General features: G+C 65.2%; 13 protein-coding genes. 10 read left to right on the top strand and 3 right to left on the bottom strand.

Going from position 1 to position 14,559, the window contains the following annotated elements; all coding sequences use genetic code 11:
* Nucleotides 1-24: 24 nt before the first annotated feature.
* From hutI to hutU, 4 genes are read left to right on the top strand one after another with little or no spacing between them, the layout of a single operon-like run.
* Nucleotides 25-1,239 carry an imidazolonepropionase gene (gene hutI / locus K3152_RS09175; RefSeq protein WP_221573833.1) on the top strand — a complete coding sequence of 405 codons (1,215 nt, stop codon included), beginning with the start codon at nucleotides 25-27 and terminating at the stop codon, nucleotides 1,237-1,239.
* Complete coding sequence (gene hutH / locus K3152_RS09170; protein ID WP_221573832.1) at nucleotides 1,229-2,764, top strand: histidine ammonia-lyase; 1,536 nt, start codon at nucleotides 1,229-1,231, stop codon at nucleotides 2,762-2,764. The genes hutI and hutH overlap by 11 nt, the downstream gene beginning before the upstream one ends.
* Complete coding sequence (gene hutG / locus K3152_RS09165) at nucleotides 2,761-3,549, top strand: N-formylglutamate deformylase (RefSeq protein WP_221573831.1); 789 nt, start codon at nucleotides 2,761-2,763, stop codon at nucleotides 3,547-3,549. The genes hutH and hutG overlap by 4 nt, the downstream gene beginning before the upstream one ends.
* Entirely contained in the window at nucleotides 3,546-5,213 is a 1,668-nt protein-coding gene (hutU, locus tag K3152_RS09160) for a urocanate hydratase (protein ID WP_221573830.1), read from the top strand. Before hutG ends, hutU begins: the two co-directional genes overlap by 4 nt.
* 4 nt (nucleotides 5,214-5,217) lie before the next feature.
* Here the strand turns inward: hutU and K3152_RS09155 are convergent, their stop codons facing one another.
* The gene (locus K3152_RS09155) at nucleotides 5,218-6,402 is read right to left on the bottom strand and encodes a molybdopterin molybdotransferase MoeA (protein WP_221573829.1); all 1,185 of its coding nucleotides are present in this window, start codon (nucleotides 6,400-6,402) and stop codon (nucleotides 5,218-5,220) included.
* A gap of 9 nt (nucleotides 6,403-6,411) precedes the next feature.
* A complete protein-coding gene (gene moaA / locus K3152_RS09150) occupies nucleotides 6,412-7,428 on the bottom strand; it encodes a GTP 3',8-cyclase MoaA (protein WP_221573828.1) in 1,017 nt (338 codons plus the stop codon).
* A gap of 116 nt (nucleotides 7,429-7,544) precedes the next feature.
* Between moaA and K3152_RS09145 the strand changes: the two genes are divergently transcribed.
* From K3152_RS09145 to K3152_RS09135, 3 genes are read left to right on the top strand one after another with little or no spacing between them, the layout of a single operon-like run.
* Nucleotides 7,545-8,477: an MBL fold metallo-hydrolase gene (locus K3152_RS09145; protein ID WP_221573827.1), complete on the top strand. Its 933-nt coding sequence runs from the start codon at nucleotides 7,545-7,547 to the stop codon at nucleotides 8,475-8,477.
* Nucleotides 8,474-8,908, top strand: coding sequence for a YeeE/YedE family protein (locus K3152_RS09140; protein WP_221573826.1), 435 nt, complete (start codon nucleotides 8,474-8,476; stop codon nucleotides 8,906-8,908). Before K3152_RS09145 ends, K3152_RS09140 begins: the two co-directional genes overlap by 4 nt.
* Nucleotides 8,905-9,321 carry a DUF6691 family protein gene (locus K3152_RS09135; protein ID WP_221573825.1) on the top strand — a complete coding sequence of 139 codons (417 nt, stop codon included), beginning with the start codon at nucleotides 8,905-8,907 and terminating at the stop codon, nucleotides 9,319-9,321. Before K3152_RS09140 ends, K3152_RS09135 begins: the two co-directional genes overlap by 4 nt.
* Nucleotides 9,322-9,333: 12 nt before the next feature.
* Here K3152_RS09135 and K3152_RS09130 read toward each other — a convergent pair whose 3' ends face one another.
* Nucleotides 9,334-9,666, bottom strand: coding sequence for an ArsR/SmtB family transcription factor (locus K3152_RS09130; RefSeq protein WP_221573824.1), 333 nt, complete (start codon nucleotides 9,664-9,666; stop codon nucleotides 9,334-9,336).
* 192 nt (nucleotides 9,667-9,858) lie between these two features.
* On the opposite strand from K3152_RS09130, the gene K3152_RS09125 reads away from it, so the two are divergent.
* From K3152_RS09125 to K3152_RS09115, 3 genes are read left to right on the top strand one after another with little or no spacing between them, the layout of a single operon-like run.
* Nucleotides 9,859-12,834: a molybdopterin oxidoreductase family protein gene (locus tag K3152_RS09125; RefSeq protein ID WP_221573823.1), complete on the top strand. Its 2,976-nt coding sequence runs from the start codon at nucleotides 9,859-9,861 to the stop codon at nucleotides 12,832-12,834.
* On the top strand, nucleotides 12,831-13,580 hold the full coding sequence (locus K3152_RS09120) for a 4Fe-4S dicluster domain-containing protein (RefSeq protein ID WP_221573822.1): 750 nt from the start codon (nucleotides 12,831-12,833) through the stop codon (nucleotides 13,578-13,580). The genes K3152_RS09125 and K3152_RS09120 overlap by 4 nt, the downstream gene beginning before the upstream one ends.
* Nucleotides 13,581-13,593: 13 nt before the next feature.
* Nucleotides 13,594-14,559, top strand: coding sequence for a dimethyl sulfoxide reductase anchor subunit family protein (locus K3152_RS09115; protein WP_221573821.1), 966 nt, complete (start codon nucleotides 13,594-13,596; stop codon nucleotides 14,557-14,559).

Here is a 14,559-nt window from a genome sequence, read left to right as displayed (position 1 = left end):
GGAATCGCGGAGAGGCACAAGTCTATGCAGGAGAGGCTGTTCACGGGCTGCACGGCAGCGACCATGGCCGGGGGGGCGCCCTACGGGCTGGTCGAGGATGCGGCCATCGTGGCGCGGGGGGATGCCGTGGCCTGGGTTGGTGCGCGCACGGATTTGCCCGAAGATTTCAGCACACTCGAAGCGGTCGACTTGCAGGGCGCGCTTGTCACGCCAGCACTAATCGAATGCCACAGCCACCTTGTCTTCGGCGGCGACCGCGCGGCGGAATTTGCCATGCGTCTCGGCGGGGCGAGCTATGAGGAAATCGCCCGCGCAGGGGGCGGCATCCGTTCGACGGTTGCCGCGACGCGCGAGGCGAGCGACGAGGACCTGCTCGCCTCTGCCCTGCGCCGGGTCGACGACTTGCTCGCCGACGGCGTGGCGGTCATCGAGGTCAAGTCGGGCTACGGCCTCTCGGTAGAGCAGGAGATGCGGATGCTGCGCGTGGCGCGGCAAATCGAGCAGCATCGCCCGGTTCGCATCATGACGACGTGGCTCGCCGCCCATGCACTGCCGCCCGAATATGCCGAGCGCAGCGACGACTATATCGAGGAGGTCGTCATCGCAGGCCTGCGTCAGGCGAAGGCCGAAGGGCTGGTCGATGCGGTCGACGGCTTTTGCGAGAACATCGGCTTTACGCCCGCGCAGGTCCGCCGCGTGTTCGAAGTCGCACGCGAGCTCGGCCTGCCGGTCAAGCTTCATGCCGAACAGTTGAGCGACCTCAAAGGCGCGGTGCTTGCCAGCGAATTCGACGCGCTTTCCGCCGATCATCTCGAATATCTCGCGCCCGAAGATGCAGTGCATATGGCGAAGAGCGGGACGGTCGCTGTGCTCCTCCCCGGCGCCTATTTCACCCTGCGCGAAACGCAGCTTCCGCCCATCGACGCCCTGCGCGGTGCGGGCGTTCGCATGGCGGTGGCGACCGATGCCAATCCGGGCAGCTCGCCCATGTCCTCGCTCCGGCTCGCGATGGGCATGGCTTGCACGCTGTTCCGCCTGACCCCTGAAGAGGCGCTGGCAGGTGCGACTCGCAACGCCGCCGCCGCGCTCGGCCTGTCGGGCGAATACGGCAGTATCGAGCCGGGCAAGCGCGCCGAGCTTGCCGTGTGGGATGCCGGGCACCCCGATTTCCTCAGCTACTGGCTCGGCGGCAATTTGCTGCGCGGGCGCATCATCGACGGAGAATTCAATGAGCGTTGAGCTCAGCCCCGGCCATGTCGGCATGGCGCAACTCGAAGCGCTTTACCGCGAGGGTTCGGCCTTCCACGTCTCGGACGAGGCGATGCGCGATGTCGCAGGCGCGGTCGAGCGGCTGGATCAGGCGGTCGCGACCGGCGAGGCGCTCTATGGCGTCAACACCGGTTTCGGGAAGCTCGCCAGCGTGCGCATCGGCGATGCCGACCTCGCCACGCTCCAGCGCAATATCGTGCTCTCGCACAGTGCAGGCTTCGGCAAGCCGCTGGCGCCCGCGGTGGTGAAGCTCATCATCGCGCTGAAATGCATTTCACTGGGGCGCGGGGCTTCGGCGGTGCGCCCGGTGGTCATCGAGCGGCTGCAGCAGATGGTCGCTGCCGATGTTATACCCGTGGTGCCCGAAAAGGGTTCGGTCGGTGCCTCGGGCGACCTTGCACCGCTGGCGCATGTCGCGTCCGCGCTGATTGGCGAGGGCGATGCATTCTACAAGGGCGAGCGGATGGCGGCTGGCGCGGCCTTGCAGAGGGCTGGTCTCGAGCCGGTCGAACTGCAGGCCAAGGAAGGTCTCGCGCTTCTCAACGGCACGCAGGTTTCTACAGCGCTCGCGCTGGTCGGCCTGTTCGATGGGTGGCGGCTGGCGATGAACTCGCTGGTGACGACCGCGCTTTCCATTGACGCGGCGATGGGCTCCTCGGCGCCCTTCCGTGACGAAATCCACACGCTGCGTGGCCATCGCGGCCAAATCGATGCGGCGCGGATGGTGCGCGACCTGCTCGAAGGCTCGGAAATCCGCGAGAGCCACCGCGAGGACGACTTGCGCGTGCAGGACCCCTATTGCCTGCGCTGCGCCCCGCAGGTGGTGGGCGCGTGTCTCGACCAGATGCGCCATGCGGGCGAGGTCCTGCGGACCGAGGCCAATGCGGTGACCGACAACCCGCTGGTTCTCTCCAACGGCGAGGTCGTGTCAGGCGGCAATTTCCATGCCGAGCCGGTGGGGCTGGCAGCAGACGCCATAGCGCTGGCGATTTCCGAGGTGGGCGCGATTTCGCAGCGCCGCATCGCTCTGCTCGTCGACCCGTCGCTGAGCTTCGGCCTGCCTGCCTTCCTCGCCGCCAATCCGGGCCTGCAATCGGGCCTGATGATTGCGGAAGTCACCTCGGCCGCGCTGATGAGCGAGAACCGCGCGCTGGCGAACCCGCGTACAGTCGATTCCACCCCGACCTCGGCCAATCAGGAAGACCATGTCTCGATGGCCTGCCACGCCGGGCGGCGGCTCATCGAAATGAACGAGAACCTCTCCGCCATCCTCGGCATCGAGGCGCTGTCGGCGGTGCAGGGTATCGAGTTGCGCGCGCCTTTGCAGACGAGCGAGGCTTTGCAGCGCGTTATGGCCAGTGTGCGCGATGTCTCACCCACGCTCGACAGCGACCGGCAGGTCGACGGCGACATTGCCGCCGCCGCAAAGCTGCTCGCCGCCGCACCGCTGGTCGACGATTGTCCCGATGCCTCGATTGGCGGGGCGCTGGCTTGAACCCTGTCACCATCCAGCGTGGCTCGTCGCCCATCGTGCTGGCCCAGCCGCATTCGGGGACCTGGCTGCCCGAGGATGTGCGCGAGGCGCTGGTGCCCGAGGCGCTCGTGCTGGCCGACACCGACTGGCGCATTCCCGAACTCTATGACGGCCTGCTGCCCGATGCGACCATCGTGCGCGCCGAGTTCAACCGCTACGTCATCGACGCCAACCGTCCGCCCGATGATGTGTCGCTCTATCCGGGTCAGAATACCACCAGCCTCGTGCCGAACACCGGCTTCGATGCCGCGCCCTTGTGGCGGCAGGAGCCTGACGAGGCTGCCATTGCGAAGCGCAAGGAGCTCTACCACGCGCCCTATCACGCGGCGCTCGAAGGCGAACTTACGCGGGTGAAGGCCCTGCATGGCTTCGCCGTGCTCTACGACTGCCACTCCATCCGCAGCGAGGTGCCCTATCTCTTCGAAGGCACGCTGCCCGACCTAAATATCGGCACCAATTCCGGCAATTCCTGCGCGCCTCACATTGAATCTGCCGTTGTCGCGGCCTGCGCAGCCAGCCCGTTCAGCCACGTCCTCAACGGCCGCTTCAAGGGCGGCTGGACAACGCGACACTACGGGCGGCCCGCACAGAACATCCACGCGGTCCAGATGGAAATCGCGCAAAGCACCTATCTCGCGGACGAAGAGCCGCCCTTCGCCTATTCCCCCGACAAGGCCGCAAACCTTCGCGACACGCTCGCGGCGGTCTTTGCCGGCATCGAAAGCACCTTCGGAGACCTTGCATGACCATCGACCGCCGCAACGCCCGCGACGTGAAAGCGCCCACCGGCCCCGACCTCACCTGCGGCAGCTGGCAGACCGAGGCGCCGTTCCGGATGATCCAGAACAATCTCGACCGCGAAGTGGCCGAGAACCCGGACGAACTCGTGGTCTATGGCGGCATCGGCCGAGCGGCGCGCAGCTGGGACGATTTCGACCGCATCCTCACCAGTCTCAAGACGCTGTCGGACGAGGAGACGCTGCTGGTCCAGTCGGGCAAGCCCGTCGGCGTGTTCCGCACGCACAAGGATGCGCCGCGCGTGCTCATCGCCAATTCCAATATCGTGCCGCACTGGGCCAATTGGGAGCATTTCAGCGAGCTCGATCGGAAGGGCCTGATGATGTACGGCCAGATGACCGCCGGCTCGTGGATTTACATCGGCACGCAGGGCATCGTGCAGGGGACTTACGAGACCTTCGTCGAGGCGGGTCGCAAGCATTATGGCGGCGACCTTACCGGCAAATGGATCCTCACCGGCGGCCTCGGCGGAATGGGCGGCGCGCAGCCGCTCGCCGCAGTGATGGCGGGCGCCTGCTGCCTCGCGGTCGAGTGCAATCCCGAAAGCATCGATTTCCGCCTGCGCACGCGCTACCTCGACGAGAAGACCGACAGCGTGGACGAGGCGCTCGCCATGATCGAGCGCTGGACCGCGGCGGGCGAGGCCAAGTCGGTCGGCCTGCTCGGGAATGCCGCCGAAGTGTTCCCCGAACTGGTGAAGCGCGGCGTGCGGCCCGATATCGTCACCGATCAGACCAGCGCGCATGACCCGGTCAACGGCTACTTACCTGAGGGCTGGACGATGGGCGAATGGCGCGAGAAGCGCGACAGCGACCCAAAGGCAGTCGAAAAGGCGGCGCGCGCCTCGATGAAGAAACAGGTCGAGGCCATGCTGGCGTTCTGGGATGCCGGCGTGCCGACGCTCGACTATGGCAACAACATCCGTCAGGTCGCGCTGGAAGAGGGGCTGGAGAACGCCTTCGACTTCCCCGGCTTCGTCCCCGCCTATATCCGCCCGCTGTTTTGCCGCGGCGTCGGCCCGTTCCGCTGGGCGGCGCTCTCGGGCGATCCGGAGGACATCTACAAGACCGATGCCAAGGTGAAGGAACTGCTGCCCGAGAACCACCACCTCCACAACTGGCTCGACATGGCGCGCGAGCGGATCGCCTTCCAGGGCCTGCCCGCGCGCATCTGCTGGGTGGGTCTGGGCGACCGGCACCGGCTCGGCCTCGCCTTCAACGAGATGGTGGCGAATGGCGAATTGAAGGCGCCCGTGGTCATCGGGCGCGACCACCTCGATTCAGGCTCGGTCGCCAGCCCCAATCGCGAGACCGAGGCGATGAAGGACGGCTCGGATGCAGTGAGCGACTGGCCGTTGCTGAACGCGCTGCTCAACACCGCCAGCGGGGCGACATGGGTGAGCCTGCACCACGGCGGCGGGGTCGGCATGGGCTTCAGCCAGCATGCGGGCATGGTCATCGTCGCCGACGGGACCGAGGATGCCGCACGGCGCCTCGAGCGCGTGCTGTGGAACGACCCGGCGAGCGGCGTCATGCGCCACGCCGATGCGGGTTACGAGGAAGCAAAGGACTGTGCGCGCGAGAAGAAACTCGTGCTGCCGGGAATTCTCTGAGCCGCTAGAAGGCCAGCGCGCTGACCGTTTCGCCGCGCGCGGTCGCTGGCGAACCTGCCGGGCGACGGATGAGCCAGTCGGACTGTGCCAGCGGGGCCTGCGCGCCGCTCTCCTGGTTCTGCGCCGGGGTCAGCCCTTCGGGTGTGGCGATGGCGCGGATGAAGGTTTCGCGCCCGCCGGCCTCGGGAAGTGCTGCGGCGCAGGGCATTGGCAGGAACTGGAGATTGGCGGCTGCCTCGCCTCCCTGCATCGCGGCGAGGAGCGGCTGGAGGAAGAGCCGCGCAGTGACCATGGCCGAGGTCGGATTGCCGGGAAGGCCGAGGACCGGCTTGTCGCCGACCTTGCCCAGCCACACAGGCTTGCCCGGCTTTATGGCCACTTTGGCAAAGACGAGTTCGAGGCCGAGCGCCTCGAACATGGGGCGGGCGAGGTCATGGTCGCCGACCGACGCGCCGCCAGTCACCACGACAAGGTCTGCCGTTGCGAGAGCCTCGCTCGCCAAGTCGGTCAACAGGCCAAGTTCATCGCGTCCGGTCAGTCGGAGGACGACTGTACCACCCATGGCTTCGCACAATGCTGCCACACCGTGACTCGCGCTTTCGGGGATAGCGTTAGCGGTAGCGTGCGCTTCGCCCGGCGACACCAATTCGTCGCCGGTTGCGATGATGGCGACGCGCGGCTGGATGCTGACTTCGATTGAGGCGCGGTCGGCGGCAGCGGCGGCGACCATGGCGCGTGGGGTCAGGCGAGTGCCTCGGGCAAGCAGCACGTCGCCCTCGCAAAAATCGCTCCCTGCCTTGCGGATGTGGCGGGTGGGGCCATGCCCTTCCTCAAAGCTGACCGTGTCGCCCTCGGCCCGCGCATATTCCTGCATCACGACGCAATCCGCGCCTTTCGGGACGGCGGCTCCGGTAAAAATGCGCACCGCCTCGCGGACGCCGACTTCGCCACCGAAGGGCATGCCCGGTCGCGCCTGACCAAGCACTTTGAACGGGACACCGTTCTCCAGCGTGCCTGCACGAACGGCATACCCATCCATCGCCGAAACATTACTGCGCGGTGCGTCGAACCTAGCCAAGAGGTCTTTGGCGAGAAAACGCCCAGCCGCCTCCTCAATCGTCACGGGCTCAGCGGGTAACGCCGCGACGTTCTCGCGCAGCAGGCGGCTCGCCTCTTCAAAGCCAATCATGCTTTCACCCTACCCGCCGATAGAGGCGAGGTGCGGGGTGGCGCCGCTGTCGCCTTCCCTGAGCCGGTGACCGCGCGCCTTGCCGGGCATGGCCGCAACGATACGCGCCACCAGCTCGTCCTGCTGGTCGTCGCTCTGCAAGAGGTCGCGCAAATCGAGGCCGTCCTTGCCGAACAGGCAAAGATGCAGCCGCCCGCGGCTCGACAGGCGCAGGCGATTGCAGCTGTCGCAAAAGCCGTGCTCGTAGGGGGCGATGAGGCCGATGCGCCCGCGATAATCGGGGTGGGCATATTCGACTGCCGGACCTGCCCCGTCGCGGCGGGCGAGGGCGTACCAGCCCGCGTCCAGCAGCCGCTCGCGCACCTTGGCACCGGGCGTCGCCTGCCGCTCGTGCAATTGCACATTGCCGGTCGTGCGCATCAATTCGATGAAGCGCCATGCGACATCGCGGTGACGCACGAAGGTGAGCACGTCCTGCCAGCCCGAACCTCCAAGGTCGCGCATCAGCACGCTGTTGACTTTCACCGCGCCGAAACCGGCTGAAAGCGCAGCATCGACCCCCGCGACGACCTCGTCCAGCAGGTCCTTGCCCGTCACTTCAGCAAAGCGTTCCTTGTCGAGCGTGTCGATACTGACATTGACTGCATCGACGCCCGCTTCGCGCCACTCGGCAGCGCTGCGGGCGAGGCGATAACCGTTGGTGGTCATGGCCACGCGCCGGATGCCTTCGATGCCGGCCAGCTCGCTCGCAATCTGGGTGAAATCGGTCCGTACCGTAGGCTCGCCGCCCGTCAGTCGAAGCTTCCACAGGCCAAGCCTGGCGAAGGCCTGCACTGCCCGGCGGATTTCGTCGCGCGATAATTCTTGGGGCAGGCCGGCCTGCTTGTGGAACCCGTTCGGCAGGCAATAGGTGCAGCGAAAGTTGCAGCGCTCGGTCACCGACAGGCGCAGGTAGGAAAAACGGCGTCCGAAACCGTCCTGCAACTGCTCCGTTTGAGGAGGTGGGGGAGGGTCGAACAATGCCATCGGGAGCAGTCCTATCTGCTTCCAGGGCGCAATGCCACCGGCACCGATACCCACGCGGGACATTGACAGGCGGCGATGGTATATTAGATAATGCTGATATGAAAAGCGAGGCTTCCATGACCAGCTCAGATTACATTCTCGATGCCGCCACTGCGCAGGTGCTGCGCGCAGCCGACGCCAGGGACAAGCGCCCCTCGATTGCCGGTTTCTTCGACGAGGCGACCAATACGGTCAGCTACGTGGTGCACGACCCGGCTTCGAAGGAGGCTGCAATCATCGACTCGGTGCTCGACTATGAAGCGGCTGCCGGGCGCACATCGACCGGTTCGGCCGACCTGATCGTCGAATATGCGAAAGCCAACGACCTCACTGTCACCTGGCTCATCGAAACCCATGCGCATGCCGACCATCTTTCTGCCTCGCCCTATCTGCAGGAGAAGCTCGGCGGGACGATCGCCATCGGCCGCGAGATCACCCGCGTGCAGGATGTGTTCGGCAAATTGTTCAACGCCGGCACCGATTTCGCGCGCGACGGATCGCAGTTCGGGCACCTGTTCGAAGATGGCGAGACCTTCGCTCTCGGCGAAATCGAAGGGATCGCCATGCACGTGCCGGGGCATACGCCTGCCGACTACGCCTTTATCATCGGCGATGCGGCCTTCGTGGGCGACACGATCTTCATGCCCGATTACGGAACGGCGCGGGCAGATTTCCCCGGCGGCGACGCGCGCCAGCTCTATCGGTCGATCCGGCGCTTGCTCTCGCTCCCGGAGGAAACCCGGTTGTTCATGTGCCACGATTACAAGGCGCCCGGGCGCAGCGACTATGCGTGGGAAACGACGGTCGGACAGCAGCGCCGCGAGAACGTGCATGTAAAGGACGGCACGACAGAGGACGAATTCGTCGCCATGCGCACCGCGCGCGACGAAACGCTCGCCATGCCGCAACTCATCATGCCCAGTGTGCAAGTCAACATTCGCGCAGGCCACCTGCCGGAGCCGGAGGATAATGGAGTGAGCTACATCAAAATTCCGGTGAACGCGGTATGATGCTGCCGGGTTTTCCAGACGCCGCGCCTCTCGAAGGCTTCGCCGGCGGTCTTCTCATCGGGCTGGCGGCGGCGCTGATGCTGCTCGGTCTCGGGCGTATCGCGGGGGTCTCCGGTATTGCCGGACGGGCTTTCGCCATCAATTCCTCCAGCTTGCCGAAATCGAGTGCCTGGGCCTTCCTTGTCGGCCTGCCGGTCGGCGCCATCCTGATTGTGCTGGCGACGAGTGCCGAGCGGCCTGAATTCGCCGGCTGGCCAATCATTCTCACCGCCGGACTTATCGTCGGCTTCGGTACGCGGATGGGGAGCGGCTGCACCAGCGGACATGGCGTTTGCGGTCTCAGCCGCTTTTCGCAGCGTTCGATCGTGGCGACGCTGACCTTTATCGCGACCGGCGTAGCCACCGTCTTCATCATGGGAGCCCTGTCATGATCGCGCGTATCCTCGTCCCGGCAGCGTCGGGCACATTGTTCGGCGCGGGCCTTGCACTGGGTGGGATGACAAATCCGGCGCGCGTCCGCGGTTTCCTCGACCTGTTCGGCGACTGGGATCCGACACTGGCATTCGTGATGGGCGGCGCGGTGCTGGTGATGATTATCGCCTGGCGCTTCATCCCGAAGATGGCGCACCCGCTGTTCGCCAGCGGTTTCTCGCTGCCTGACCGCAGCGACCTCACCCCGCAATTGCTGATCGGGGCGAGCCTTTTCGGTATCGGCTGGGGACTTGCCGGGCTTTGCCCCGGACCCGGCTTCGCCATCCTGTTCGTGGCCCCCGCACAGGCACTCGTCTTTATTGCGGCACTGCTGGCAGGCATGGTGGTCCACCGCCTGCTGTTCGACAAATAGCCTGACGTCGGTTCACTCCGCCGTTTCGGTGACCTCGTCTTCACAGGCTGCGCAGAACTGCTCGTAAAGCACGCCGATCACGGCTTTCACCTCCTCGCTGTCGAGCGAATAATGGACGAATTGCGAGCTCCGGCGGGTCCTTACCAGCCCTTCGCGCCGCAGCACGGACAGGTGTTGCGACAAAGCCGATTGCGACAGGTCGACCAGGGCAGAAAGCTCGCCCACGGTCATCTCCTGCTGCGATAGCTGGCACAGGATCATCAGGCGCGATTCGTTCGCCATGGATTTCAGCAGCATCGTGGCGCGTCCTGCGTTCTTGCGCATGTCTTCGAGCGGCAGGTCCATTACGCGAGTGCTTTCCCTTCATTGCAGGTCCAACGGGTATATCCTGCGGGGAAATTTAGCGAGTGCCCGTGGCCGAGGCAATCGCCAGCTCCTGAGCTGGGCAATCGCTTCGCTTGGCTGTTGCCCCTCGGCATCGCGGGTGCGATAGCCGGGGCAGGCACCTGCGATATAACGCAGGGCCGCAGGAGAGAGATGGGCTTCAATCCGTTCGAGACCGTGCGCGAGGACGTGGGGCTTTCCCCCGAGGTCGGCGACGAGGTGAAGACCTCCACTTGCTACATGTGCGCCTGCCGCTGCGGCATCAAGGTGCACATGAAGAACGGCACCGTCCGCTACATCGAGGGCAATCCCGACCATCCGGTCAACAAGGGCGTGCTCTGCGCCAAGGGCAGCGCGGGCATCATGCACCAGTACGCGCCGGCCAAGCTGACCAAGCCGCTGCTGCGCGTGGGCGAGCGCGGGTCGGGCGAGTTCAGGGAAATCGAGTGGGACGAAGCGCTGGAGCTTGCCACCGAATGGCTTGGCGAAGTGCGTGCACGCGATCCGGGCAAGCTCGCCTTCTTCACCGGGCGCGACCAGTCGCAATCCTTGACCGGCTGGTGGGCAAGCCAGTTCGGCACGCATAATTTCGCGGCCCACGGCGGCTTCTGCTCGGTCAATATGGCGGCTGGCGGGCTCTACACGCTGGGCGGGGCGTTCTGGGAGTTCGGTGAGCCCGATTACGAGCGCACGCTCTATCACATGATGTTCGGCGTCGCCGACGACCATGACAGCAATCCCATCAAGCTCGGCCTCGGCAATCTCAAGACGCGAGAGGGCACGAAGTTCGTCTCGGTCAATCCGGTGCGGACCGGTTACTCCGCGATTGCCGACGAGTGGATCGGCATTCGCCCCGGCACCGACGGACTGTTCGTCTTCGCCCTCATCCACGAATTGCTGCGGGCGGAGAAAATCGACTGGGCAAGCCTCGCGCGCTATTCGAACGCACCGTGGCTGGTCATTCGCGAACCCGGCGCGGAAGACGATGGCCTCTTCCTGCGCGGGCCAGATGGCGGACCGCTGGTCTGGTGCCTCGAACAGGGCAAGCCAGTGCTGGCGAATGCGGTGCACCGCAAGCCTGCCTTTGCCGGTGAGCGGCAGGTCGACGGGCGCACGGTCGTCCCCTCCCTCCAGCTTCTCGCAGAACGCTATCTGGCCGAGGAATTCTCCCCCGATGCCGTGGCCGAGACCACCGGCGTTCCCGCCGAAGTCACCCGCCGGATCGCTGCCGAGCTAGCCGAGACCGCCTTCGAGAAGGAAATCACCATCGAGGAGCCCTGGGTCGATGCCTGGGGTCGCCATCACGACAAATTCGTCGGCCGTCCGGTGAGCTTCCATGCCATGCGCGGCATTTCGGCGCATTCGAACGGCTTCCACACTTGCCGCGCGATACACATCCTGCAGGCGCTGCTCGGCAGTGTCGATTGCCCGGGCGGCTGGCGCTACAAGGCGCCGTTCCCCAAGCCCATCCCGCCAGGCGTAAAGGCGGCATGGCCCAAGGCCGATGCGGGGCTGCCTTTGGACGGCCCGCCGCTTGGCTTCCCCCGCTCGCCCGCCGACCTCATCGTCGACCAGCACGGCGACCCGCTGCGTATCGACAAGGCTTTCAGCTGGGAGCACCCGCTCGCGCTGCACGGCATGATGCACATGGTGCTGCACAATGCGGCGAACCACGACCCCTACGGCATCGACGTGCTGTTCATGTTCATGGCAAACATGGCGTGGAACAGCTCGATGAACATCCCCGAGACGCTGGGATACTTCACCAAGAAGCGCGAGGATGGCAAGTACGTCATCCCGAAAATCATCTACTCCGATGCCTTCTATTCGGAGACGGTCCCCTATTGCGACCTCATCCTGCCCGACACGACCTATCTCGAACGGTGGGACTGCATCTCGATGCTCGACCGGCCGATATCCTCGGCGCATGGCGGGGGCGACGCCATCCGCCAGCCGGTGGTCCCGCTCGACCGCGACGTGCGGCCGTTCCAGACGGTGCTGCTCGACCTCGGCGCGCGGCTCGGCCTGCCGGGCATGACGAACGAGGATGGCTCGCCCAAATTCCCCGGTGGCTACGAGGATTACATCGTCAACCACGAGCGCGCGCCGGGTGTCGGCCCGCTGTCGGGCTGGCGGGGTGAGGACGGGAGCAAGTCGGGCGTGGGCGCGGTCAACCCGAACCAGCTGACCCGCTACATAGAGAACGGCTGCTTCTGGCACGAGGAATTGCCGCTCTCGGCGCAGTTCATGAAATACGCCAACCGCGAATATCTCGAGCACGCGAAGAAGATGGCGTGGCTGGGGCATGCCGACCCGATTACCTTCCAGCTCTATAACGAGGACCTGCAGAAATTTCGCCTCGCCGCGAAGGGGCACGGCGATATCCAGCCGCCCGAGGCGCATCGGACACGCATCGAGACCTATTTCGACCCGCTGCCCATCTGGTACCAGCCGTTCCTAGAGAGGGACGAGGGCGGCGAGGAATTCCCCGTCCACGCGCTCTCCCAGCGTCCGATGCACATGTATCATAGCTGGGGCAGCCAGAATGCCTGGCTGCGGCAGATTACCAACGCCAACAAGCTCCACATGCACCGCGACCTCGCTGCCAAACATGACCTTGTCGACGACGACTGGGTCTGGATCGAAAACGGCCGCGGTCGGGTGAAGGCGCAGGTACGGCTTGTGACGGGCGTGAACCCGAGCGTGGTCTGGACATGGAACGCCATCGGCAAGCGTAAAGGCGCATGGGGCCTCGACAAGGACAGCCCCGAATTCGAAAAGGGCTTCCTCCTCAACCACATCATCACCGAGAAGCTGCTGCCCGAAAAAGGCGGCAAGGAATATTCGAACTCCGACCCGGTCACCGGACAGGCGGCGTGGTACGATCTGCGCGTGCGGCTGAGGAAGTGCAGCGCGGCGGAAGCGGGAGAGGCCTACCCGATGTTCGAAGCAATGGACACGCGCTTCAGCGGCAAGGACGGCCCGCTGGAATTCGGCGAGAATTTGCAAGGCACTAACACCGGCGGCAAAGCGCCGCTTAAGGACTTCATTGGCCAGCGCAGCGCTAATCACAGCTGGGTCGATGGCATCAGGGACGGACGCGGTAACAGGGTGAGCGAAGACAGATGACCAGCCTTCCCGACACTACCGCCAAGAAGCTCGGCCTCGTCGTCGACCTCGACATCTGCGTCGGCTGCCACGCTTGCGCGGTGAACTGCAAGGAATGGAACGCCAGCGCCAAATCCGCGCCGCTCACCGATTACGACCCCTACGGCAAGAAGCCCGACGGCGTGTGGTTCAACCGCGTCCACACCTATGAAACCACCGATGATGCGGGCCACGGCCAGACCGTCCATTTCCCGCGCTCCTGCCTCCATTGCGAGGACGCGCCCTGCGTCACCGTCTGCCCGACCGGCGCGAGCTACAAGCGCGAGGAAGACGGCATCGTCCTCGTCAACGAGGATATCTGCATCGGCTGCAAGCTGTGCAGCTGGGCCTGCCCCTATGGCGCGCGCGAATATGACGAGAACGAAGGCGTGATGAAGAAATGCACGCTCTGCGTCGACAAGATCTACAACGAGAACCTGCCCGAGGAGAGCCGGGTCCCGGCTTGCGTATCGACCTGCCCCGCAGGCGCGCGCAGCTTCGGCGATCTGGGCGACCCGGAAAGCGAGGTCTCGAAACTCGTCGCAGCGCGTGGCGGATACGACCTCATGCCCGAACAGGGGACGAAGCCGGTCAACAAGTACCTGCCGCCCCGCCCGCGGCAGGATGGCCGCGGCGGCGACAAGGCTCCCCGCATGCTGACTTCCGCCGATGACAGCACCGAGGGCGCCGGGTTGATTGCGCGCTGGGTCGACAAGATACTTTCGTAAGGGACGGACAGACATGCATCCGGCGAAATCCGTCATCTTCTTCACCACCGCGAGCGGCGCGGGCTACGGCATGATGATCTGGCTGGCGGTCCTCGCCGCGCTGGGCATGCTGCCGCAGGAGACCGTGTTCGGGCTCCTCGTCTTCGGCCTCGCCTTCGCGCTGATCGTCGGCGGGCTGCTGTCTTCGACCTTCCACCTCGGCCGGCCCGAGCGGGCGTGGAGGGCGATGTCGCAATGGCGCACCAGTTGGCTCAGCCGGGAGGGACTCGCCGCAATCATCGGCTTCATGCCGCTCGGCCTGTTTGCGGTCGTCACTATCTTCGGGATTGCCGACATGGCGCTGGGCGTGGTCTTCGGCCTGGTCGGGGCTGCGATGGCGCTGCTGACGCTCTACTGCACCGCGATGATCTATGCCTCGCTGAGGACTATCCCCGCGTGGCACAACGGCTGGACCGTCGCGGGATACCTCGTCCTTGGCCCGATGAACGGCGCGGTAATCCTCGCATTCCTGCTGGCTGCATTCGGCTTCGAAGAAGCGGCGGGTGCGATGCGCACGATCGCCGGTGTCATGGTCATCATCGGCCTGACGGTGAAAACCTTCTACTGGAAGCATCTCGCCACAGCGCCCGCCACGAGCACTGCCGGCAGCGCGACCGGCCTTGGGCATCTCGGCAAGGTCGAGATGACCGGAAGCCCGCATGACCAGAACAATTACCTCCTGCGCGAAATGGGTTTCCGTATCGCCCGCAAGCACGCGCGCAAGCTCGGCAGGATTGCCATCATGCTCGGCTTCTGGGTGCCACTTGCCTGTCTCCTCGTGGCGGGAATTTTCCTCGATGGCGGATTGCCTGCCGCCGGGATAGCGCTCCTTTTCGTCGCGGTCGTCGCCTGCCAGGTCGGCATCACCGCCGAGCGCTGGCTGTTCTTCGCCGAGGCCAAACATGCAGTTACGCTGTATTACGGCGAACAGGCAGTCTGA

This window comes from Qipengyuania polymorpha (assembly GCF_019711435.1).
Lineage (GTDB): Bacteria > Pseudomonadota > Alphaproteobacteria > Sphingomonadales > Sphingomonadaceae > Qipengyuania > Qipengyuania polymorpha.
Note: the sequence above shows the minus strand (reverse complement) of the source record. Positions and strands in the feature narration are given on the sequence as shown.